Raw genomic sequence first — 21,909 nt, 5'->3', positions numbered from 1 at the left:
CGTGGCGGGTGCCCGACGAACTGTTTCACCGGACGGTGACGGAGTTCCTGCTGGAGTGGGAGCGCGCGGTGTCGTCGCAGCCGCGCGAGGTCAACCTGGTCGGTGGCCAGTGGTCGGCGCGGGCGCACGAGCTACGCAGCCTGTTGGCACGCAACGGCGTGCCCCACACGTTCCACACCAGTGACAGCGCCGCCGGGCGGCAGATGCTCGAGCGCGTCGGGCTGACCGGGACGCGTCGTCCGATCGTGCTGCTGCGCGACGGGGGAGTTCTCGTCGACCCCACCAACGCGCAATTGGCCGACGCCTACGGTGTGCGGACCCGGCTCGACGACGACACCGATTACGACGTGATCGTCGTCGGCGCAGGTCCGGCTGGGCTCGCGGCGGCGGTGTATGCCTCCTCCGAAGGGCTCCGTACGCTCGTCATCGAGCGCGAATCGATCGGTGGCCAGGCGGGTTCGAGTTCGCTGATCCGCAACTACCTCGGTTTCGCGCGCGGCGTGAGCGGGGCCGAGTTGGCTCAGCGTGCCTATCAACAGGCATGGGTGTTCGGCACCGATTTCCTGCTCATGCGCGAAGCGGTCGAACTCGCTCGCCACGACGGCCGGTTCCAGATGACCACAGCCGACGACGAGGTCGCGCGTGCTCGCTGCGTCGTCCTGGCGACCGGGGTCAGCTATCGCCGGATCGGCATCGAGACGTTGGAATCGCTGGAAGGGGCCGGAGTCTTCTACGGGGCGTCGGCGTCGGAAGCACGGGCGATGAGCGGACATGACGTCTTCGTCGTCGGTGGCGGCAACTCGGCCGGGCAGGCCGCGATGCACCTGTCGCGGTTCGCCCGCAGAGTCACGCTGCTGGTTCGCGGGCCCTCGCTGGCTGCGAGCATGTCCCGGTACCTGATCGAGGCGATCCGGGCGGCCGGCATCGACGTACGGCTCGACGTCGAGGTGATCGACGGTGGCGGCAACGGACATCTCGAGTGGATCCGGGTGCGCGAGCGAACCTCCGGGGGCATCTCGACGGAGTCCGCAGCCGGCCTGTTCGTCCTGATCGGCGCTCAACCACGGACCGGATGGCTGCCACCGGACATCGAGCGCGATCCTTGGGGCTACCTCATCACCGGACCCGACGTCACGCTCAGTGAGACGTCGCAGTGGCCGCGTCAACGCGAACCGCTGATGTACGAGACCTGTGTTCCCGGCGTCTTCGCCGTCGGCGACGCGCGGCGCGGCTCGGTCAAGAGAGTCGCCTCGGCCGTGGGCGAGGGATCGGTGGTCATCCATCAGGTGCACCAGGTTCTCGCGGAGGAGCCACATCTCGACCGGCCACCGACCGGCGTCTCCCCGTCCGGGCGACGGGCATGAACCGGCGGATCATCACCTGGGTGGTCGTCCTCGCGGTGCCGATGGCCGGCCTGGTGGTGTTGATCGCGCGCCCGCAACTCGACGTCGCCTGGGAACATCATCCTGCTCACTTCTGGATCGTCCTGATCGCCGCAGCGCTGAGCACGGCGCTGGCCTACGCCACCGGCACCGCGGCCCGACGCCGTAATGACGCCCGGGTGTATCTGGTGTCGTTGGCATTCCTCGCCGCCGCGGGATTTCTCGGCCTGCATGCCCTGGCGACCCCCGGCGTCCTGCTGGGCAGCCCGAATGCCGGTTTCGCCTTGGCGACACCGGTCGGGCTGCTCGTGGCCGGCGTGTTCGCGGCGATCTCCGGCCTGGCACTACCGCCCGAGCGCGCCGCGGCTGTCATGCGCCACGCCCGGTCGCTACGAGCCGGGCTGGTCGGGCTGATGCTGGCGTGGGCCGTCGTCTCGGTCTCGGGGCTACCGCCGCTGGATCATCCCGCTCCGCCGGAACGCACGTCGGGACCGTTGGTCACCCTCGCCGTCGTGGCTTTCGCGTTGTACGCCGCCGCGGTCGTGCTCTACCTGCGCCTGCCTCGTCATCGGGGTTCGGCGACGTTGGTCGCCTCGATGATCTCCGCGTTCGTGCTGCTGGCCGAAGCACAGATCGCCGTGGCGATCGGGCGTAGCTGGCACGCCAGCTGGTGGGAGTGGCACCTGCTGATGCTGGCCGCGTTCGCGCTGGTCGCCATCGCTGCCCACCGGCAGTGGCACGAGGAGCGATTCGCTGGGCTCTACCTGGACCAGACCGCGCAAGATTCGCGCGACGTCAGCGTCTTGTTCGCCGACCTGCAGGGGTTCACGACGTTCTCCGAGCAGCACCCGCCGCGTGTGGTGACCGACATGCTCAACGAGTACTTCACCAGTGCGATCCCACCTGTGGTCGAACAGTTCGGCGGCACCGTCGACCGGATCGTGGGCGATGCTTTGATGGCGACGTTCAACAGCACCGGCGATCAACCTGATCACGCGCTACGGGCGGCGCGGGCCGCGCTGGCGATCCAGGAGGCCACCGGCGCGATCGCGGACCGGCATCCGGGCTGGCCGCGGTTCCGGATCGGGGTGAACACCGGTCCGGTGGCCGTCGGCCTGCTCGGCACGGCCGGTGGGCGTACATACACCGTCATCGGCGACACCGTGAATCTGGCCGCTCGCCTCGAAGGAACGGCGCCGGTGGGCGGCGTGGTGGTCGGTGCGGAGACAGCGCGCCGGTTGGGCGATGCGCGGGTCCAGCCGCTCGGGCCGCTGCGGGTCAAGGGGAAGGCCGAAGCAGTGCAGGCGTACTTGCTGTTGACCGGCTGAGGGCGGTTCGTGGCCGGGCGCACCGAGTGGTTAGGCTCGATGGGGTGCGACGAGATGCGCTGCCGTTCTACCGTGTGATGGCCTACGTCACGGGCGTGTTCCTGCTCGTGCTGTGTGTGGCGATGTTCATTCGCTACGGCCCGGCCGACGATCCCACCATGAGCCAGATCGTCTCCCCGATTCACGGCTGGCTCTACGTCGTCTACTTGATCGCGACCGGGCTGCTGGTGTACCAGCGCCAGTGGAAGACCAGCTGGGTGGTGTTCATCGCGCTGGCCGGGACCATTCCGTTCGCGTCGTTCGCCGCTGAACGGTTCGTCGTCACGAAGGCACGTGAGCACGCGCGCGTTCGCTGACGTCTCGGCGCCGCGCGCGCACGCCCGACCGCACTGCCGAAACCCAGAAGACCACGGCCGCCAGGGCGAAGACCCACCATTGGGCCCAGTAGGACAGGTTCTGCCACGGACTGATGTCGTGGATCGGCTCAACGACGTCCACGTCGAGGACGGCGGGCGCGGCTGGCGAGGCCGACGCCTGCTCGTCCTGGAGCAACAGGTAGCCGCCGGGGAGGGTCGCCGCCGCGATATCGGCGGATTCGGCTAGCTGAGCCGGGGAGACGTAGGCCACCTCGTCGTCGGCCAACTGCTGGTCGCTGCGGACGGTGGCCTGGTCGGCGGACTCCGGTGGCAGCAGGAAGCCGGTGACGGTGACCTCGCCTTCGGGCACCGCGGCCGCCGGGTCGTCCGAGTCGGCGATCCAGCCCCGCAGCACGGGCACGACCAAGGTGTCGGACACGCGCAGCGGGGTCACGACGAGATAGCCGAGCACGCCCTCGTGTACCCGTCCGGGAACCAGGCGCTGCGCCTCGGCGAGATAGTCGCCGGTGGTCACCGCCTGGCGATCACGTGCCTCGCCCAGCTCCTCGCCGGGCCGGACCAGTTCGGTCACGGGCGCAGGATCGCGCTCGCGAATCTGCTGGCGGTCGGTGCTGTCCTGGTACACGCCGAACTGCCACCAGCCCAGCAGGAGGCAGCCCAGCAGCGCCACGATGACAGCGAAATGCAGGGCGAGCCACCGGGGTGTCAGCAGGAACCGGTACACACCGTTCACCGTAGCTGGGCGAGAGCACGCAAATGGGGCCGGATGGCCGACTTACCGGCGTTTCCGCGGCGGGTATCCTGTGATCAGTCTCGTTCGGGGACGGGCACTCAACCACCCCTGTGATCACGATGGAGAAGATCGAGATGAACCGACCACACCCGCTGACGGCCTTGAACGAGTGGGAGTGGACTCGGAGCTGGGAAGAACAGCAAGAGATCATCGACCGGTTGAACTCCGCCGGTGGCACCTGGCTGCCGAACATCGTCGAGCCGCGCCGCTGGGGCGCGATGCGATGGACCTCCGGGCGTCCGTCACATGCCGCCGACTCCGGTCAGGCGGTGCCCGAGACCTTCGTGGTGCTGCGGCCCGGTCTCGACGATCCAGAACTGCGCGATCGCCTACCCGAGGTGTTGCGTGAGCCGCCGCCGATGTTCAACGTGGCCGGTATCGGCGCTCGTCGCCACCACGTCATGGGCCTGGCACCTGGCGCGCTGCTGGGCGCGGTCGTGCTCGCGGTCCTGGCCGGCGTGATCGGCCTCGGCGGAGTCGGCGTGGTGGTGGGCCTGCTGCTGGGTCTCGGCCTCGGTGCCACGGCCGGCGCGATGGTCGCACAGTACGTGTTCGAGCGCGATCGCTCGGCGGTGTTGAAGGATTCTGAGCGGGTGCGGGTGGTGACCGGGCGCTATGCACCGACCTCGTGGTCGAGGTTGGTCGAGGCGACGACCGGTATGGAACGCGCATCCGCCGGGGATTCCGAACCGGACGATCAGGCGGCCGAGGCGGTGCAGACCGCGCTGTGGGAGGCCGCGGGCCTGCTGCTGAGCTCGTCGGACCACACCGGTGTCGAAGTGCTGGCCGACGGCATGGAGCGGCTGGCTCAGGCACACCGCGGCTGAACCCGTCCCGCCTGGGTGGGGCGGCGCTCAGCCCGGGCCGTTCGCAGCATCGAAGATCTGGCGCACGGTGTCGATGGTGTCGGCCTCGTCGGCGCCCTTGTCGTCGCGATGGCGCAGGACGCGGGCGAATCGCAGCGCCATGCCCGCGGGGTAGCGCGGCGAGGCCTGTACACCGTCGAAGGCGATCTCGGCCAGCAACTCCGGGCGGACGTGGACCACCCACGAGTCGGTCGGGCCGTCGGCCAGTTTCAGCAGGTGCTCGGTCTGCCACGCCAGCATTGCGTCGGTGAGACCCTTGAACGTCTTGCCGAGCATGACGAAACCACCCGGCTCGCCGTAGCGCCCGGCTGGATCACGTGCGCCGAGGTGCAGGTTCGACAGCTTGCCTTGCCGCCGTCCGTGCCCCCACTCGGCAGCCAGGATGACCAGGTCGAGAGTGTGGCGCGGCTTGACCTTCAGCCAGCCGGCGCCGCGCCGGCCTGCCTCGTACGGCACGACGGGGGACTTGACGATGACGCCTTCGTGTCCGGCGGCCACGGCATCGTCGAGGAACGCCTGAGCCTGCTCGGGGTCTGCAGTGACGATGCGGGGAACGAGGTGCTCGGCCGGGACTGCTTGCCGCAGGGCCGACCAGCGCTGTGGGCCCGGCTCGCCGATGAGGTCGGCGCCGTCGAGGTGGAGGCAGTCGAACACGAACAGCGAGAGCGGAACCTTGCGCCGCGCGGTCTCGACGTCCACCTTGCTGCTGACCCGGGCGGCGGTGCGCTGAAACGGCAGCGGCCGCCCACCTGGCCCGAGCGCGATGGTTTCGCCGTCGAGGACCACGGAATCGACCGGTAACGCGCGGGCGGCTTCGACGATCTCGGGGACCCGCGCGGTGATGTCGTCGAGCGTACGAGTGAAGACGGCGACTTCGGAACCGTCCCGATGGATCTGGACCCGGATGCCGTCGACCTTCCACTCCACGGCGGCCTCTCCGGTGCGCTCCAGCGCCTGCCTGACGTCAGTGGCCGGCGACGCGAGCATCGGACGTAACGGTGTGCCGACCCCCAGCCGGAACCTCGTCAGCCCCGTTGGCCCCTCGGCCAGTGCCGCTGCTGCGACCGGGACCACGCCGCCGGCGACGGTGACCGCGCGGCGAACGTCGGCCGGTGGAATGGCAGCAGCCTTCGCGACCGCCTCGGTGAGGATGCCGTCGAGCGCTCCCTGCCGTAGCTCGCCGCTGACGAGCCCGGCCAGTAGCCGCTGCTCCGACGGGGTGGCTCGGGCCAGCAGCGCCTGGAAACGCTCGCGCCGGCGTGTCGTGGACCCAGGGCCGGACAGCTGCGACAGCGCCTCGAACTCGGCGTCGACCTCGAGAACGTCGAGCGTGGCCTCGGCCGCGGCGGGCGGCATGGACCGCAGCGCCGCGTAACCCAGCCCGGTACGACGCTGGCGCAACTCACCGGAGAGGTAGGACGCCACGACCTCGGCCTCGGCCGGCGTGGCACGGCGCAGACAGGCAGCGATCAACTCGGTCTTGGCCAGCCGGCCAGAGACGTCGGCCACGGCCGCGGAGGTGTCGGCGACGTCGAGAAGCTGCATGTCCACAGTGTGCACCTCGGTACCGACAGCCCGACGACACTGCGCCCCGCGGACCGGTGCCGGGTCCGCGGGGCGCAGTGATGAACGACGTGGGCGGGTGCGAGTCAGGTGGTCTGGGCGTCGCTGCCCAGCGTCAGATCGACGGTCTGCTCCTGACCGTCCCGGATGATCGTCAAGGTGACCTCGTCACCCGGCCGGTACGAGCGCACGGCCGCGATCAGTTCGATGTCGCTGGTGATCGGGCGGTCGTCGACCGCGATGACGATGTCGCCCTCCCGCAGGCCCGCCTCGTCGCCGGGGCTGCCGCTGTTGACCGAGGCGATGGCCGCGCCCCGGGTTTCCTGCGCGGTGGTGACACCGACGCCGATCTGGGCGTGGGTCGCCTCCTGGCCGGCGCGCAACTGCTCCACGATGGGCTTGGCCTGATCGATCGGGATGGCGAAGCCCAGGCCGATGGACCCCGAGCTCTGTCCGCCGGTGATGATGGCGCTGTTGATGCCGATCACCTGGCCGTTCATGTCGACCAGCGGGCCGCCGGAGTTCCCCGGGTTGATGGGTGCGTCGGTCTGGATCGCGTCGATGACCTTGGTCGTGCCCCGGCCCTGCTCATCGCCGGCGGTGACCGGGCGGTGCAGTGCGGAGACGATGCCCGACGTCACGGTGCCGTCCAGGCCCAGCGGCGAGCCGATGGCCACCACGTTCTGGCCGACGGCGAGGTCGGATGAGTTGCCGAGGTCGGCCGGGACGAGGTCGGACACGTCCTGGGCCTTGATGACGGCGAGATCGGTCAGGGGGTCGGTACCCAGGACCTCGGCCTCGACGGTGGTGTTGTCCGACAACGTGACCTGGACGGTCCCGCCGTTGGCGGCAGCCTCGACGACGTGGTTGTTGGTGAGGATCTCACCGTCGGAGGAGATGATGACACCGGTCCCACCGGCCTGGCCGAGCTGGCTCTGCGTCGCGATCGACACGACGCTGGGCAGGACGCTCTCGGCGACCTTTTGCACGTCGTTGGTGTCGGCGGCCGGCCGGCTCCCGTTGTCGCTGCCTTCGGCGTTGTCGCCCTGCCCGGTGTCGAGGTTGCTGCGCTGCGGTGCGGTGTCCGCGTCGTCATCGAGCAGCTGGCTGACACCCGCACCTGCCCCGCCACCGAGGATCGCGCCGATGGCCAGTGCGGCGATGACGAGCCGCCCCCGTCCGTTGCGGCGGGTCTCGGAGGTGTGGGGCGCAGGCTGGGTGGGTGCGGCGAACACGGTTGTCTCCGCCCCCGGGCTCTGGCCCGCCTCGGCGGAGTCCTTCGCCGTCGTCGACTCGGGTGGAGCTTCGGACGGGGTCTCAGGGCCCGGGGGCCGGCTTTCCTCGCCGCCATCGCGCTGCGACGCGGCACTTTCCGTCGACCACGGCGCCGGTCGCCCCGGAGCCGAGCCGGGCGGTATCGACCACCCCGCGCCACCGCCGCTCGGGGGCGGAGGCGTCGGGCCCGGCGGCTGATGCGGCATCGAAGGCCGCTGCTGTTCGTCAGGAGTCGGTTTGTCGTCGCTCATATCCCTGAGCGTGCCCCGAAGGACTGAGAGCATGCTGAGATTCAGTCAAGAGAGGACGAAGAAGCGGCCGGAAGCCGCATAGTCAACCGGGCACCGCCGCTGGGTGCTCGCCCCGCGGAGACACGCCCGCCATGGCGCTCGGCAGCGGCCTTGACGATGGCCAGCCCCAATCCCGACCCCGGCAGTCCCCGGGCATCGGACGAGCGGTAGAACCGGTCGAAGACCCGGGGCAGGTCCTCGTCCGCGATACCGGGGCCCTCGTCGACGACGTCGAGCACGCCGTCCCGCAAGGTCACCGTCACCGTCCCGGGACGGGGGCTGAACTTGGCGGCGTTGTCGAGCAGGTTCGTGGCCGCGCGCTCCAGCTGCGTGGCGTCGCCATCGACCATCCAGCTGTGCAGGTCGGCCGAGAAGGCGACGTCGGGAGCCCGGCGACGCACCCGGTCCAGCGCTGACCGGACGACGTCGGCGAAGTCGATCCGCTCGGCCGAGGCGGCCGGCGGGTCCTCCCGGGACAGCTCCACCAGGTCGCCCACCAGTTGGGTGAGCTCGACCGCCTGAGCGCGGCTGTCGGCGATCAATTGCGCGCGGTCGTCCGCCGAGAGCCCGCCTGTTCTCTCGCTTTGCGCCAGCAAGTCGAGGTTGGTGCGCATGCTGGTCAACGGTGTGCGCAGCTCGTGCCCGGCGTCGGCGACGAGTCTGGCTTGCCGGAGGCGGGCTTCGCGCAGGGCTGCCAGCATCGCGTTGAACGCGTCGGCCAGGCGCGCGATCTCGTCGCTGCCGGTCACCTCGATCGGGCGCAGGTCGCCGGTCTGGGCGACGTGCTCGGCCGCGTCGGTGAGCCTGCGGACCGGGCGCAAACCGCCGCGGGCGATCGACATGCCCGCCCAGGCGGCCAGGACGATGCCGATGCCACCCACGACGATGGACACCGTGCGCATCGTGGCGAGCACTTGTTCGGTCTGTTCGGTGGGCTGGGCGAGCACCAGGGCGAAACCACGGCCGGCAGGCCCTCGCCCGGCTGGTACGGCGACGACCCGGAACGAGCCTTCCTCGAGCTCGACGGTACGTACGCTCTCGGCCGCATCGCCTCGGGCGACAGCGAGCTCGGGGTCGCCGAACGGCGGCGCGGACTCCTGGTCGGCGGCGAAGGGGCGGGCGTCGGAGCGCAACAGGCCGATGCGCAGATCGGCGGCCAGGATCGCCTCGGCCGGTTGCTGAACCAGCGCCGCCGGGTCGCCGAACGGCGTGGTGACCGCCTGTTCCGCCCGCTCGAGCAGGTTGTCGTCCACGCTGGCGGTCAGTTGCGACGACACCGTCAGGTAGGCCGCCAGAGCCGTGAGGGTGACGGCGAGCCCGACACCGAGGGCCGCCAGGGCGCCGACCCGCGCCCGCAGCGAGAGGCGGGTCGCGTACTTGGGCGCGCCGGCCGCGGCAGGCATGGGGTCGCCGGACGACGGCGCATCCGGGTCGGCGGGGTGGACCTGGCTGGTCTCGGCCGGGGGGTGACCGGTCTGGGGCGAGACGTCGTGGCCGCGGTGGTTCGTCGTGTCGCTCACGGCGGATCCTCGCGGGCCACGTAGCCGACGCCGCGCACGGTGTGGATCAGGCGGGGCTCGCCGGCTTCCTCGGTCTTGCGCCGCAGGTAGCCGACGTAGACCTCCAGGGAGTTGGCGGTGGTCGGGAAGTCGTAGCCCCACACCTCCTCGAGGATCCGATCGCGGGTCAGCACCTGGCGGGGGTTGCGCAACAGCAGTTCGAGCAACGCGAACTCGGTGCGAGTGAGCCGGATCTGGCGTGAGCCGCGGGTGACCTCGCGCGTCCCGGGGTCCAGCGTGAGGTCGGCCATGCGCAGTTCGGCCGACGCCGACCCGTCGGCCTGGTGGGCCGAGCGGCGCAGCAGCGCACGCAGGCGGGCGAGCAGTTCCTCGAGCGCGAACGGCTTGGGCAGGTAGTCGTCGGCGCCGGCGTCGAGCCCCGAGACCCGATCGGAGACCTCATCGCGTGCGGTGAGCATGAGGATGGGCAGGTCGTTGCCGGCAGCACGCAACGCGCGGCAGGTGGCCAGGCCGTCGAGGCGGGGCATCATGATGTCGAGCACCACGGCGTCGGGCGCGGCGTCGGTGATGACGCGCAGCGCCTCCTCCCCGTCGGGGGCGACGTCGACCTGGTAGCCGTTGAACGTCAGTGAGCGTCGCAAGGAGTCGCGCACCGCGGGGTCGTCGTCGACGACAAGTACTCGCATGCCTTTCAGTGTGCCCGGCGGACGTGAGAATCGGCTGAGAGACGCTCTGGGCCGCCGCCGTCCGCGGGGCCCTGCACCACGAGGCGTCGTGTCGCATCACGAGGCGTGCTCGGGTGGTGGGGCAGGCAATTGCCAAGTGAACATGATCATTCACGAGCGGGCGGGGGAGAGGGCTGGGTCGTCGGCGGCGAAGGTGAGCACGGGGCCAGGTGGCGTGTGCGCGGTCTCGAACCGGACGGTGACACGGCCGCGTCCGCTGCCCCAGACCCAGCCGGGGCCGTGCTCGAGGTGGACGACGTCCATGCCCGGCACCCAGAGGCGGCGCTCGTGAACCATGTCGTCGATGGCATCGCCGATGGCATCGTCGATGGCGTCGTTCAGCGGCGGTTCTGGGTCGTGGGCGGGACCGAAGAGGTCGTCTTGGACCCAGTCGGTCAGGCCGGACACCCCGACACCGAGCAGGCGCACCCCGCTGCTGGTGTCGATCTCGGACAACAGGCGAACCGCGACCCGGACGATGGTGCGGCTGTCGTCGGTGGGTGCCGGAAGCGTGGCCGAGCGGGACAGCGTGGTGAAGTCGTGCAGGCGGGTCTTGAGGGTGATGGTCCGCCCGGAGTGCCCGGCTCCGGTGAGTCGAGTGGTCACCTTCTCCGCCAGCTTCGTGACCAATGCCGACAGCAGGACCGGGTCGGTGATGTCGCGGTCGAAGGTGTCTTCGATGCTGATCGACTTCGACTCGCGCTCGGAACTCACCCGACGGGTGTCGCGGGCATGGGCGAGCAGGTGCAGTGACCGCCCGTGAGCCTCGCCGACGAGGTCGATCAGATCCGCTTGCGTGATGCGGGCGAGATCGCCCACGGTCTTGACGCCCAGCCGGTGCAGGCGCGCCGCCGTCGCGGGTCCGACGCCCGGCAGCGCCCGTACCGGCAGCGGATGCAGGATCTCGAGCTCACGGCCCGGCTCGATGACGAACTGCCCGTCCGGCTTGGCCTGCTCCGAGGCGATCTTGGCCATCAGTTTCGACGATGCGACGCCGACGCTGGCGGTCACGCCCGTGCTGGACTCGATGGCCGTGCGCACCTGCGTGGCGATGTGCTCGACGGCGCCCGGCGACGGATCGTCGGGGACGGCATCGGTGAGGTCGACGAACGCTTCGTCCAGTGACAACGGCTCAACGACCGGTGAGATCTGTCGCAGATGGCTCATCACGATGTCACTGACTTCGCGATAGACCGCGAAACGACCGGCCAGATAAGCCGCGTGCGGACACCGCGACCGGGCCTCGCTCATCGACATCGCCGAGTGGACACCGAACCGCCGAGCCTCGTACGACGCCGTCGACACGACGCCGCGAGGACCCAGGCCGCCGACGATGACCGGACGGCCACGCAGCGACGGCTTGTCGCGCTGTTCGACCGACGCGAAGAACGCGTCCAGGTCGAGGTGAAGGACGCGCATGGGCTCGATGGTGCCATGCCGCGCTGACATGCCACGGTCACATACGACGGCGACATGTCCGGCCCGCACCGCGAACATCCGGGCTGCGGTAGCGTGGCGCCGACCACAGTTGCCGGCGCGCATGTCATCGATGTCAGCGCGCGAGGGAAGGATGCGATGACCGCGATCGTCGTGGGCTACGTCCCGAAGGCCGAAGGTAGAGCCGCGCTGCGGCGCGCTGCTGAAGAAGCGAAGCTGCGCGGTGCGCGGCTGGTGGTCGTCAACTCCGCGCGTGGTGGGCGCGAGTACGACGACGAGACAGCCGTCGAAGCCGATGCCGAACTGGCAGCCGTGCGCACCCAGCTGGCCGAGGCGGGCATCGACGCCGAAGTGCGTCAACTGGTCCGCGGCATGGACGTCGCCGAGGATCTGGTGGCCGTCGCGGAGGAGACCACCGCTGACTTCATCGTCATCGGGTTACGTCGCCGCAGCCCCGTCGGAAAGTTGATTTTGGGCAGTAATGCGCAGCGTATCCTGTTGGATGCACCATGCCCCGTCCTGGCCGTCAAGGCCGAGGACGCGGATTGACCGAAAGGCTTGCGATCGTGACAACGTTGCATCTGGCGGGTGACACCGAAGCCGACCAGTTGTTGGCGCGCGATCCGTTCGCGCTGCTGGTCGGTATGTTGCTCGACCAGCAGGTTCCGATGGAGAAGGCCTTTGCCGGCCCGGCGGTGATCGCTTCTCGCCTCGGCACCGACGGCCTCGACCCCGAGCTTGTGGCCCGCTACGACGCCGACGAGTTCGCCGCGTTGGTCTCACGCACACCGGCCGTGCACCGATTCCCGGCCTCCATGGCGGCGCGGATCCAGAAGCTGGCCGCGTTCGTCCTCGAGGAATACGACAGCGACGCGTCGGCCATCTGGACCGGGGCCCACAACGGCACCGAGCTGTTGCGCAGGCTCAAGGCCCTGCCGGGCTTCGGCGCGCAGAAGGCCGCCATCATGGTGGCGCTGCTGGGCAAACAGTTCGGTGTTCGCCCCGACGGCTGGCGCGAGGCCGCCGGCGCGTACGGCGAGCCGGATGCCACGCGTTCGGTCGCCGACGTGGTCGACGCCGAGTCCCTGGCGCGTGTCCGGGCCACCAAGCGCGAGGCCAAACGCGCCGCGAAGGCTTGACCCGGATGCGCCCGGCGGACGCCCAGCGGTTGCTCGGTGCCCTGGCCGGAGTCGACGCGCCCGTCGGGTTCGCGGTGTTCGACGCCGAGCATCGCTATCTGGCCGTGAACGCCGCCCTGGCCGAACGATCCGGACTCACCATCGCCGATCACCTGGGCCGCACCCCCAGCGAGGTGCTGCCGCCGATTCTGGCCGCGCACACCGACGAGATGATCGACCGAGTCTTGCGCACGGGCGAGTCGGTCGAGGCCGACGAGCCGGCGATCACGAAATCGGAGAAGTCCTACCACCTGCACTCCTCGTGGTACCTCGTGGACGAGGGGAGGGGACGCGAGGTGGCGATGTTCGTCATCGACGACACCAGCCACCAGCAGGCGATCTCTTCGCTGCGGCGCAGCCGGGCGCGCAACGCGCGGCTGCTCGACGTCTCCGACGTGCTGTCTCGGGCGGTGACGATCCGCGAGGTCGTCGACGCGGTGGATGCCATCGGCAGGCGCAACGTGGGGGCCCTGCGCTCGGCGGTCACGCTGATCGGCGGCAAGGGCCCGTACGCCGTCGGCGGTAGCGAGTCGGCCGACGCCGCGGGCCAGGTCGCGGGCTGGCCCGACCACGCCGTCACGCCGGTGGCCGAAGCTCTGCGGACCGGGTGGCCGATGTTCATCGGCAGTCGCGAGCGAGCCCTGGCCGATTTCACCGACCCGGCTTTTCACGCGGCCGTGGCCGCCGGCGACGAGCATGCGTGGGCGGTGTTGCCGCTCAGTGACGACGGCGTGAGTATCGGCACGGTGCGCTTCGCCTACGCCGAAGAGCGCGAGTTCGACTCCGACGCGTGCCGGTTCCTGCGTGCGGTCGCCCAGCAGGTGTCCCTGGCCTTCGCGCGAGCACGCATGTTCGAGCGCGAACGCACCGCCGCGGTGTCGCTGAGCCAGGGGTTGATGCCGCGCAGCCTGCCCAGCGTCGAGGGTCTCGAGCTCGAGGCTCGCAGTCGCTCGGAGATCGGTGAAGATTCCGTCGGCGGCGACTGGTACGACGCGTTCGTGCTCCCCGACGGAACTCTCGGCCTCGTCATCGGCGACGTCATGGGTCACGGGGTGACCGCGGCGGCCGGGATGGGACAGATGCGCTCGGCTCTGCGGGCCTTGGCCCTCACCGACCCCGACCCGGCGGCGGTGCTGAGCGGGCTGGACCGTCTCGTCGAACGGGACGAGTCGGTCGAGATGGTGACGGTCGTCTACGCCTTGATCGACCCGAGGGCCGGGACCGTCGTCGTCGGGGACGCCGGGCATCTTCCGCTGATCCGGGTTCCGGAGGTCGGTCCGGTGGAGCTGGTCGACGCCGGCGCCGGAACCACACCGATCGGCGTGGCCGAGCCGCGATCGACTCAATCGGTCCGGTTGTGGCCCGGTGACGTGTTGATCGCGTTCACCGACGGGTTGATCGAGAGCCGGACGCGATCACTTGAGGAAGGCTTCTCACAGCTGCTGCGCTGCCTGGAGGAACAGCGCGAGTTGTCACTGGACCGGCTGCTGGACACCGTCACCGAGCGAATGTGGGTCGATGGCTCGGCAGACGATGTCACCGTTCTCGCGCTACGGTGGGCAGGACGATGAAGGTCGCGAGGATGTGCGGTCCGCCAGCGTCCGCGAGCAACAACCGGAAGCAAGCCTTGTGTCAGAATGATGTGCTGCTGTGCCGTGATCAGCTGCCCCCTGTCGAAACGTGGAGAGGTCGTACGTGTCGTCGAGCCCGTCCAGCACCAAGCATGCCCGGATCCTGGAGCTTCCGCCGGTTCAGGCGTTGGTGTCACAAGGTCGTGAATCCGGTTCCGTCACGGCCGAGGACGTCCGGTTGGCGTGCGGGGCCGCCAACCTGCCGATGAAAGAGAGCAGGTTCGTTGTCGAGCATTTGAAGGCGACCGGTATTACCGTCGAGGTAGCCGCTGCGGACTCGCGCAGTCCGCGCAAGCGAGTGGCTGCTGCGACGTCGTCGCGGTCGAGGACGGTCACCACTGCGGCGGCCGGAAAGAAGTCCAAGCCGTCGGCCAAGAAGGGCGAAGGATCTGTGAACTCGGCGGTGAAGAAGGCAAAAACCGAGGTCGACTCGGATGAGGCCCACCTTTCAGAGGCGGCAGTTGAACCAGTTTCCAAGGCTTCGCGCTCGAAGAAGAAGAGCGTCAAAGTCACCGATGCGGTGAAGGTGACCGAGTCCAACGGCGCCGGTCCCGACGCGGATCCCGGCCCCGGCGAGCTGGCTGCGGAGGAGGCGCGCGCCGAGGACGAAGGTTTCGTGCTGTCCGAGGACGACGACACCGACGAGCCCGAGCAGCAGGTCGCCGTCGCCGGTGCCACGGCCGACCCGGTCAAGGACTACCTGAAGCAGATCGGCAAGGTCCCGCTGCTCAACGCCGGCGAGGAGGTCGAGCTCGCCAAGCGGATCGAAGCGGGCCTGTTCGCCGAGGAAAAGCTGGCCACCGAGGGCGACTCGATGCCGCCCAAACTGGTCAACGAGCTCACGTGGATCGCTGAGGACGGCCGTCGGGCGAAGAACCATCTGCTCGAGGCCAACCTCCGGCTCGTGGTCTCGCTCGCCAAGCGCTACACCGGGCGCGGCATGCTCTTCCTCGACTTGATCCAGGAGGGGAACCTGGGACTCATCCGGGCGGTCGAGAAGTTCGACTACACGAAGGGCTTCAAGTTCTCCACGTACGCCACCTGGTGGATCCGGCAGGCGATCACCCGGGCCATGGCCGACCAGGCGCGCACCATCAGGATCCCGGTGCACATGGTCGAGGTCATCAACAAGCTCGCGCGTGTTCAACGTCAGATGCTGCAGGATCTGGGCCGCGAGCCCACGCCCGAGGAACTGGCGACCGAGCTGGACATGACCCCCGAGAAGGTCGTCGAGGTCCAGAAGTACGGGCGCGAGCCCATCTCGTTGCACACGCCGCTCGGCGAGGACGGCGACAGCGAGTTCGGCGATCTCATCGAGGACTCCGAGGCCATCGTGCCGGCGGAGGCGGTGTCGTTCACACTGTTGCAAGAGCAGCTCCACGCGGTCTTGGACACTCTGTCCGAGCGTGAAGCCGGCGTGGTGTCCATGCGCTTCGGCCTCACCGACGGTCAGCCGAAGACCCTGGACGAGATCGGCAAGGTCTACGGGGTCACGCGGGAGCGCATCCGACAGATCGAGAGCAAGACGATGAGCAAGCTGCGCCATCCGTCCCGTTCTCAGGTGCTGCGCGACTATCTGGACTGAGCACTCGCACTCGTGTATCGGCCGCCGATCTCGTCGAGGTCGGCGGCCGTTGTGCGTCAGCGGTAGGGTCACGGCATGCGCATGGCCGACCTCGGCCCGGCGATCATGGTGCCCTATCACCTCGACGAGCCGCGGCCCCATCTCCGGGCCCCGGTGACACCCGAGGTCACCGTCAGCGTGGACCTTCCCGAAGCGGACTCGTGGCAACGCATGGCCGTCCTCTACGACCAGGTGGCCGCGTCGGTGGCGCGGGCGGTGGAGTCCGGCGGCGGGGCCCTGGTGGTCTCCGGTGACTGCACCACGTCGTACGGCGTCGTGACCGGCTTGCAGCGGGCCGGCCTGCGCCCGTCCATCGTCTGGCTCGACGGGCACGGCGACGTCCAGACGCTGGAGACCACGACGTCGGGCTACCTCGGAGGCATGCCGCTACGGGTGCTCACCGGATACCGGCCCGAGCTCGTGGCCGACCGGATCGGGCTCGACCCGGTGCCCGAAGATCACGTCGTGCTGGTCGATGCACGCGACCTCGACCCGCCGGAGCGTGCCTACCTCGACACCGCGCCGCTGCGCCGCTGCGAGGTGGCGGAACTGACCGCGGCAACGGTGCCTGACGGGCCCGTGTACCTGCATGTCGATCTCGACGTGGTCGACCCGGGCGAGGTCCCCGGGCTGTTGTTTCCCGCGCCGGGCGGGCCGTCGCTGAGCGAGGTGGCTGTCGCGGTACAGCGCGTTCTCGACACCGGCCGGGGCGCGGCGGTCGGGCTGGCATGTACATGGAGCGAGTATTCCGCCGCGGCTGAGGTCGTGCGCATGGCGCTTAAACTGGATGGATGTCCTCGTCAGGCCACGTGACGCCCCGCCGCGAGCTACCGTCGACGGTCGCGGCCGCGGTTCCCGTCTTCGTGCTCGTGCTGGTGATGTGGGCGCAGGAGATCGTGGACTCGCTGCCCAATGTGGACCTTGACCAGTACGGTATTCGTCCGCGCACCGACGAGGGCTTGGTCGGCATCGCCGCTGCGCCGTTCCTGCACGGCGGGTTCGATCACCTCATGGCCAACACCGGAGCGTTCCTGGTGCTCGGTGTGCTCATCGCCGTCACCACGCGTCGCTTCTGGTGGGTGACGGTCGGGGTCGCCGTGCTCGGTGGTTTCGCCACCTGGCTGGTCGCTGGTGCGAACACCGTGCACATCGGGGCGAGCGGCCTCGTGTACGGCTACGCGGCGTTCCTGGTGGCTTGGGGCGTGTTGTCGAGGCGGGTGCTCAGCGTCGTCGTCGCGGTCGTCGTGGTGTTGATGTACGGCGGCATCGTCGTGGGCGTCCTGCCCGGCCAGCCCGGCATCTCGTGGCAAGGCCATCTGTTCGGTGCGCTGGCCGGCGTCGTCATGGCGGTGGTGCTACGTCCCGCCGACACTCGGCGTCGCACCACCCAGCAGCATCTGGGTTGAGCGACAACGGGGCCACGGGTATGGCAGTTGCCCTACCCGTGGCCCCGACGCTATGGGCTTCGGTCAGTCCGAAGCAGGCTCCGGCTTCTCGTGCAATCTGCTGGTCTCGTCGTGCCACTCCAGAGCGATCGGACGCAGCTTCGGCTCGTGCCGACGTCCGTGGTGACCGCAGAAGAGCAGTTCACCCTCGTTGAGAACGACGCGGATGTATGCCTGAGCGCCGCAACTGTCGCAGCGGTCGATGGCGTTCAATGGGCTGGCAGCGAGAGCTGTGGTCACGTCGCATACCTTCCTGATCGATGGGCCACCGGCGAGCCGGTAGTCATGTCGTGCATCCGTTACAACATGAAACCATCGCTGGGCGTTCCCGCATCGCGGGCGCGGCCTGGTTCGCTCAGCGCTGAACCGCTGGGGCGGTGAGTCTGGTCACATCATCGGCGCTGCGTGGCGATCCCGTGACGATCCACGCTGTGGTCACAGGCGTGGCGACCGTGGCGACGGGCGCATCGGGCATACTCTGGCAGCGCCGAGTTTCATCCGCATGTCTGGAGGATGCCAAGCCGTGACCGCCGAACCGGCCGAGACCCCGATGACCCGCGAGTCCGCGACGAAGCGCGGAGCCGGCAGGTCCAGCGGCGACTACACCGCGCGGCACTTGTCGGTGCTCGAAGGGCTCGAGGCCGTTCGCAAGCGCCCGGGTATGTACGTCGGCTCCACCGATTCGCGCGGGCTGATGCATCTGCTGTGGGAGATCATCGACAACGCCGTCGACGAGGCGCTCGGTGGGCACTGCGACCGGGTCGAGGTGATCCTTCGCGCTGACGGCTCGGCCGAGGTCATCGACAACGGTCGCGGCATCCCGGTCGACGAGCACACCAAGTCCGGCCTGTCCGGGGTCGAGGTCGTCTACACCAAGTTGCATGCCGGCGGAAAGTTCGGCGGCGGCTCGTATGCCGCGTCCGGCGGGTTGCACGGCGTGGGCGCCAGTGTGGTCAACGCGCTGTCCGCCCGCCTCGACGTCGAGGTCGACCGCGGCGGGCGAACCCACGCGATGTCGTTCCGGCGCGGGGAGCCCGGCAGCTACGACGGTGACGGTCCCGACGCGCCGTTCCAGCCGTTCACCGAGCGGTCGGAGTTGCGCGTCGTCGGGCGGGTGGCCAAGCGAGTCACGGGCACTCGGGTGCGCTTCTACGCCGATCCCCAGATCTTCCTGTCCGATGCGGCCTACTCGTGGGACGAGCTCACCTCGCGGGCGCGGCAGACCTCGTATCTGATCCCGGGGCTCGAGCTCGTGGTACGCGACGAGCGCGGCGGCGAGACGGTCGAAGAGACCTTCCGCCACGAGGGCGGCATCAGCGAGTTCGTCGAGTACCTCAGCCCGGGCGCGCCGGTCAGCGACGTGCTGCGTCTCACCGGCTCGCAGACGTTCCGCGAGACCGTGCCCGTGCTCGATGACGACGGCCAGCTCGTCTCGAAGGACACCGAGCGTACGTGCGCGGTCGACATCGCGCTGCGCTGGGACAACGGGTACGACACCATCTCGCGCTCGTTCGTCAACGTCGTCGCCACCCCCAAGGGCGGCACGCACGTGACCGGGTTCGAGCAGGGGCTGCTCAAGGCGATGCGCGACCAGGTCAAAGCCAACGCGCGCCGGTTGAAGGCCGGCAATGACAAGATCGAAAAGGACGACGTGCTCGAGGGGCTCACCTCAGTGGTGACCGTGCGCCTGGACGAGCCGCAGTTCGAGGGGCAGACGAAAGAGGTCTTGGGCACCTCGGCGGTTCGGGCCATCGTCTCCGGCGTGACCGAACGAGCGCTCACCGAGATCTTGTCGTCCACCAAACGGGCGGACAAGGCGCAGGCCACGGCCGTGCTCGAAAAGGTGGTCGCGGCCGCCAAGGCACGCGTGGCCGCTCGCCTGCACAAAGAGACCGTCCGTCGCAAGAACGCGTTGGAGACCAGCGCGTTGCCGACCAAGCTGGTCGACTGCCGGTCGAACAGCTTGGAGCGTTCCGAGCTGTTCATCGTCGAGGGTGATTCGGCGCTGGGCACCGGACGCTCCGCGCGTGACGCGGAGTACCAGGCGCTGCTGCCCATTCGCGGCAAGATCCTCAACGTGCAGAAGGCCTCCGTGGCCGACATGCTCAAGAACGTCGAGTGCGCCGCGATCATCCAGGTTCTCGGCGCAGGCAGCGGGCGCAGCTTCGACCTCGAGCAGTGCCGCTACGGCAAGGTCATCCTCATGTCCGACGCCGACGTCGACGGCGCACACATCCGCACGCTGCTGATCACGTTGTTCTTCCGGTACATGCGCCCGTTCGTCGAGGCCGGCCGGCTGTATGCGGCGATGCCGCCGCTGCATCGCATCGAGATCGCGAACCCGAGGAAGGGGCAGGACAAGTACATCTACACCTACACCGACGCCGACCTCGACCGCACGTTGCGGGAGCTGGCGCGTAAAGGTGTGAAGGTGAAGGACACTCCCCAGCGCTACAAGGGGCTCGGCGAGATGGATCCCGAGCAGTTGGCCGAGACCACCATGGACCCGCGCCACCGGCGGCTGCGCCGCATCAACGCCGCCGACGCCGAAGCCGCCGAGAAGGTGTTCGAGCTGCTCATGGGTAACGATGTCGCGCCGCGCAAGGAGTTCATCATCGCCGGTGCCGCCGAGCTGGATCGCGCGCGTATCGACGTCTGAACCACTCATCTGACCGCTGGCGGCGCCGGGCCGGCGTCGCCGGAGTCGTCTCGTCGGCTCGGACCCGTCCGAGCCGACGGCGCCGTGCACGTAAGATGTGAGTGGTCGAGGTACGGGGAGGCGGAGCTTGGATGGACAGGCTTCACCATTCCGTGCGCGATCAACCGTTCCGTCGGTGGCTGGCGATCTTTCTGGCCAGTGGTCTGATGGTGTGGGCGATGCTGTTGATGGCGACTGAGCATCGTGCCGCCGTGGCCGCAGGTCTGGCGGGTCCCGTCATTCACCCGGCGGCCGAGACGACGCCCAATGCCCTGCCTCGGGTCATGTGCGGCGACGTCGGGAACGAGCACGGCCATGCGTGGGTCCCGCCCGACACCCCAGGCGACGACGCCGGCGACGGTTTCGGGAACACCGGGTTGGCCGTGGTCGATCGTGGCTGCCACATCGCGGATGACGCGCCGGCCGGTGCGGAACCGGCCGGTGACGCATCTCCGGCGAGCTGGAAGGCGACGCCGGTCGAGGGGAGCCGGGCACCGCCGGTACGGGCGTAGTTCCTGAAGAGACGATGCCCGAACGACCATGCCGGTCCGCACGTCCGGGGCGGTTTTCATCGGAGGGACTCCGGTGCTCGATATGTGCCAGCTCGACCTAACCCGAACCGACGACCGATGGCGCTCGGCTGCCCCTGAGCGGTCCGCTCCGCCGGGTGCGCGGAATCGCTGATGATGACGTGGATCGTCGTGGCGCACGCCCTGGCGGCGGTGCTCGCTCCGATACTGCTCACCCGGCTGCCTGGACGCGGCTTCCTGATCGTCGCGATGGTGCCTGCGGCCGCGTTCGGCTGGGTCGTCGCTATGACTCCGCGGGTCACCGGACCTGGGGGCGGATCGATCGAGGAGCGTTTCACCTGGGTCGACTCGCTCGGTCTGGCGTTGTCGTTCCGGCTGACGACGCTGACCTGGCTCATGGCGCTGCTCGTCACAGGCATCGGGGCCTTGGTTCTGATGTACTGCGCGTACTACTTCCGCGCCGATGATCGCGAAGTGCGGCGCTTCTCCGGCCTGCTGGTCGGATTCGCCGGTGCCATGCTGGGTCTGGTCCTGGCCGACGACCTGTTCGTCCTGTACGTCTTCTGGGAACTGACGACCGTCTTCTCCTACCTGCTCATCGGGCACAACCCGGAACGCAAAGCGAACCGTCGCGCCGCCATGCAAGCCCTGATCGTCACCACGTTCGGGGGGCTGGCGATGCTCGTCGGCATCATCATGATCGGGCAGAGCACGGGTACGTATCGCATCTCGGACATCCTGAGCCAGCCGCCGTCGGGGCTGGCCGTCGCGGTGGCGCTGGTGCTGATCCTGGTCGGGGCGATCACGAAGTCCGCGCTGGTGCCGTTTCATTTCTGGTTGCCCAGCGCCATGGCCGCACCGACGCCGGTCAGCGCGTACCTCCACGCTGCGGCGATGGTGAAAGCCGGCGTCTACCTCGTCGCCTTGTTCGCGCCGGTGTTCGCCGACGTGCTGCCGTGGCGGCCGCTGGTGCTGTCGCTCGGCGTGGTGACGATGCTGGTCGGGGCGTTGCGTGCGTTGCGCCAGTACGACCTGAAGCTGTTGCTGGCTTACGGAACCGTCAGTCAGCTCGGCTTCCTGATGGTGCTGGTCGGCACCGGGACCCGTAGCTCCGCGCTGGCCGGGGTGGCGATGCTGGTCGCCCACGCGTTGTTCAAAGCGACCTTGTTCCTGGTGGTCGGCATCATCGACCGCATCACCGGCACCCGTGACCTGCGTGAGCTCAGCGGCGTGCGCCGGTCGATGCG

20 protein-coding genes are annotated in these 21,909 nt (G+C 69.2%); 13 read left to right on the top strand and 7 right to left on the bottom strand.

Annotated elements, in window-relative coordinates:
* The 3 genes from M6444_RS13055 to M6444_RS13045 form a co-directional block, all read left to right on the top strand.
* The coding region (locus tag M6444_RS13055) for an NAD(P)/FAD-dependent oxidoreductase (protein ID WP_298327958.1) at positions 1-1,364 on the top strand (1,364 nt) is incomplete at its 5' end.
* The gene (locus M6444_RS13050) at positions 1,361-2,710 is read left to right on the top strand and encodes an adenylate/guanylate cyclase domain-containing protein (protein ID WP_298327956.1); all 1,350 of its coding nucleotides are present in this window, start codon (positions 1,361-1,363) and stop codon (positions 2,708-2,710) included. The genes M6444_RS13055 and M6444_RS13050, both read left to right, overlap by 4 nt.
* 44 nt (positions 2,711-2,754) lie before the next feature.
* Positions 2,755-3,066 carry a DUF3817 domain-containing protein gene (locus tag M6444_RS13045; protein ID WP_298327953.1) on the top strand — a complete coding sequence of 104 codons (312 nt, stop codon included), beginning with the start codon at positions 2,755-2,757 and terminating at the stop codon, positions 3,064-3,066.
* On the opposite strand, the gene M6444_RS13040 is transcribed toward M6444_RS13045, so the two are convergent.
* A complete protein-coding gene (locus M6444_RS13040; RefSeq protein ID WP_298327950.1) occupies positions 3,032-3,811 on the bottom strand; it encodes an SURF1 family protein in 780 nt (259 codons plus the stop codon). The genes M6444_RS13045 and M6444_RS13040 overlap by 35 nt on opposite strands.
* Positions 3,812-3,954: 143 nt before the next feature.
* Between M6444_RS13040 and M6444_RS13035 the strand changes: the two genes are divergently transcribed.
* Entirely contained in the window at positions 3,955-4,707 is a 753-nt protein-coding gene (locus M6444_RS13035) for a hypothetical protein (protein ID WP_298327948.1), read from the top strand.
* Positions 4,708-4,734: 27 nt separating this feature from the next.
* Here M6444_RS13035 and M6444_RS13030 read toward each other — a convergent pair whose 3' ends face one another.
* The 5 genes from M6444_RS13030 to M6444_RS13010 form a co-directional block, all read right to left on the bottom strand.
* On the bottom strand, positions 4,735-6,291 hold the full coding sequence (locus tag M6444_RS13030; protein WP_298327945.1) for an ATP-dependent DNA ligase: 1,557 nt from the start codon (positions 6,289-6,291) through the stop codon (positions 4,735-4,737).
* Positions 6,292-6,395: 104 nt separating this feature from the next.
* Positions 6,396-7,544: a trypsin-like peptidase domain-containing protein gene (locus M6444_RS13025; RefSeq protein WP_298327942.1), complete on the bottom strand. Its 1,149-nt coding sequence runs from the start codon at positions 7,542-7,544 to the stop codon at positions 6,396-6,398.
* A gap of 332 nt (positions 7,545-7,876) precedes the next feature.
* Positions 7,877-9,394, bottom strand: a complete 1,518-nt coding sequence (locus tag M6444_RS13020) for a HAMP domain-containing sensor histidine kinase (protein ID WP_298327940.1) — start codon at positions 9,392-9,394, stop codon at positions 7,877-7,879.
* The gene (locus M6444_RS13015) at positions 9,391-10,080 is read right to left on the bottom strand and encodes a response regulator transcription factor (RefSeq protein ID WP_298327937.1); all 690 of its coding nucleotides are present in this window, start codon (positions 10,078-10,080) and stop codon (positions 9,391-9,393) included. Before M6444_RS13015 ends, M6444_RS13020 begins: the two co-directional genes overlap by 4 nt.
* 150 nt (positions 10,081-10,230) lie before the next feature.
* Positions 10,231-11,538 carry a DNA polymerase IV gene (locus M6444_RS13010; protein WP_298327935.1) on the bottom strand — a complete coding sequence of 436 codons (1,308 nt, stop codon included), beginning with the start codon at positions 11,536-11,538 and terminating at the stop codon, positions 10,231-10,233.
* A gap of 156 nt (positions 11,539-11,694) precedes the next feature.
* Between M6444_RS13010 and M6444_RS13005 the strand changes: the two genes are divergently transcribed.
* From M6444_RS13005 to M6444_RS12975, 6 genes are all read left to right on the top strand, one after another.
* Positions 11,695-12,105 (top strand): universal stress protein, encoded by a 411-nt coding sequence (locus M6444_RS13005; RefSeq protein ID WP_363326355.1) that lies wholly within the window; start codon positions 11,695-11,697, stop codon positions 12,103-12,105.
* Positions 12,106-12,119: 14 nt separating this feature from the next.
* On the top strand, positions 12,120-12,695 hold the full coding sequence (locus M6444_RS13000; protein WP_363326354.1) for an HhH-GPD-type base excision DNA repair protein: 576 nt from the start codon (positions 12,120-12,122) through the stop codon (positions 12,693-12,695).
* A gap of 5 nt (positions 12,696-12,700) precedes the next feature.
* Positions 12,701-14,305 (top strand): SpoIIE family protein phosphatase, encoded by a 1,605-nt coding sequence (locus tag M6444_RS12995; protein ID WP_298327926.1) that lies wholly within the window; start codon positions 12,701-12,703, stop codon positions 14,303-14,305.
* A gap of 124 nt (positions 14,306-14,429) precedes the next feature.
* Positions 14,430-15,950 (top strand): RNA polymerase sigma factor, encoded by a 1,521-nt coding sequence (locus M6444_RS12985; RefSeq protein ID WP_363326352.1) that lies wholly within the window; start codon positions 14,430-14,432, stop codon positions 15,948-15,950.
* Between the two features lie 75 nt (positions 15,951-16,025).
* Positions 16,026-16,802: an arginase family protein gene (locus tag M6444_RS12980; RefSeq protein WP_298327920.1), complete on the top strand. Its 777-nt coding sequence runs from the start codon at positions 16,026-16,028 to the stop codon at positions 16,800-16,802.
* On the top strand, positions 16,781-17,395 hold the full coding sequence (locus tag M6444_RS12975) for a rhomboid family intramembrane serine protease (protein WP_298327918.1): 615 nt from the start codon (positions 16,781-16,783) through the stop codon (positions 17,393-17,395). The genes M6444_RS12980 and M6444_RS12975 overlap by 22 nt, the downstream gene beginning before the upstream one ends.
* A gap of 63 nt (positions 17,396-17,458) precedes the next feature.
* Here M6444_RS12975 and M6444_RS12970 read toward each other — a convergent pair whose 3' ends face one another.
* Entirely contained in the window at positions 17,459-17,674 is a 216-nt protein-coding gene (locus M6444_RS12970; protein ID WP_298327916.1) for a hypothetical protein, read from the bottom strand.
* 310 nt (positions 17,675-17,984) lie between these two features.
* Between M6444_RS12970 and M6444_RS12965 the strand changes: the two genes are divergently transcribed.
* The 3 genes from M6444_RS12965 to M6444_RS12955 form a co-directional block, all read left to right on the top strand.
* Positions 17,985-20,093, top strand: a complete 2,109-nt coding sequence (locus M6444_RS12965; RefSeq protein WP_363326353.1) for a DNA topoisomerase IV subunit B — start codon at positions 17,985-17,987, stop codon at positions 20,091-20,093.
* A 131-nt stretch (positions 20,094-20,224) separates the two neighbouring features.
* Complete coding sequence (locus tag M6444_RS12960; RefSeq protein ID WP_298327912.1) at positions 20,225-20,644, top strand: hypothetical protein; 420 nt, start codon at positions 20,225-20,227, stop codon at positions 20,642-20,644.
* A gap of 174 nt (positions 20,645-20,818) precedes the next feature.
* Positions 20,819-21,909: proton-conducting transporter membrane subunit (locus tag M6444_RS12955; RefSeq protein WP_363326351.1), on the top strand; the 1,091-nt coding region annotated here is incomplete at its 3' end.

It is taken from the genome of Haloactinopolyspora sp., assembly GCF_027324685.1.
Lineage (GTDB): Bacteria > Actinomycetota > Actinomycetes > Jiangellales > Jiangellaceae > Haloactinopolyspora.
Note: the sequence above shows the minus strand (reverse complement) of the source record. Positions and strands in the feature narration are given on the sequence as shown.

Coding starts and splice junctions, on each gene's coding strand:
- M6444_RS13050 (WP_298327956.1), top strand. CDS start 1,361: ATGAACCGGCGGATCATCACCTGGGTGGTCGTCCTCGCGGTGCCGATG.
- M6444_RS13035 (WP_298327948.1), top strand. CDS start 3,955: ATGAACCGACCACACCCGCTGACGGCCTTGAACGAGTGGGAGTGGACT.
- M6444_RS13030 (WP_298327945.1), bottom strand. CDS start 6,291: ATGCAGCTTCTCGACGTCGCCGACACCTCCGCGGCCGTGGCCGACGTC.
- M6444_RS13015 (WP_298327937.1), bottom strand. CDS start 10,080: ATGCGAGTACTTGTCGTCGACGACGACCCCGCGGTGCGCGACTCCTTG.
- M6444_RS13010 (WP_298327935.1), bottom strand. CDS start 11,538: ATGCGCGTCCTTCACCTCGACCTGGACGCGTTCTTCGCGTCGGTCGAA.
- M6444_RS13005 (WP_363326355.1), top strand. CDS start 11,695: ATGACCGCGATCGTCGTGGGCTACGTCCCGAAGGCCGAAGGTAGAGCC.
- M6444_RS12995 (WP_298327926.1), top strand. CDS start 12,701: ATGCGCCCGGCGGACGCCCAGCGGTTGCTCGGTGCCCTGGCCGGAGTC.
- M6444_RS12980 (WP_298327920.1), top strand. CDS start 16,026: ATGCGCATGGCCGACCTCGGCCCGGCGATCATGGTGCCCTATCACCTC.
- M6444_RS12975 (WP_298327918.1), top strand. CDS start 16,781: ATGTCCTCGTCAGGCCACGTGACGCCCCGCCGCGAGCTACCGTCGACG.
- M6444_RS12965 (WP_363326353.1), top strand. CDS start 17,985: ATGACCCGCGAGTCCGCGACGAAGCGCGGAGCCGGCAGGTCCAGCGGC.
- M6444_RS12960 (WP_298327912.1), top strand. CDS start 20,225: ATGGACAGGCTTCACCATTCCGTGCGCGATCAACCGTTCCGTCGGTGG.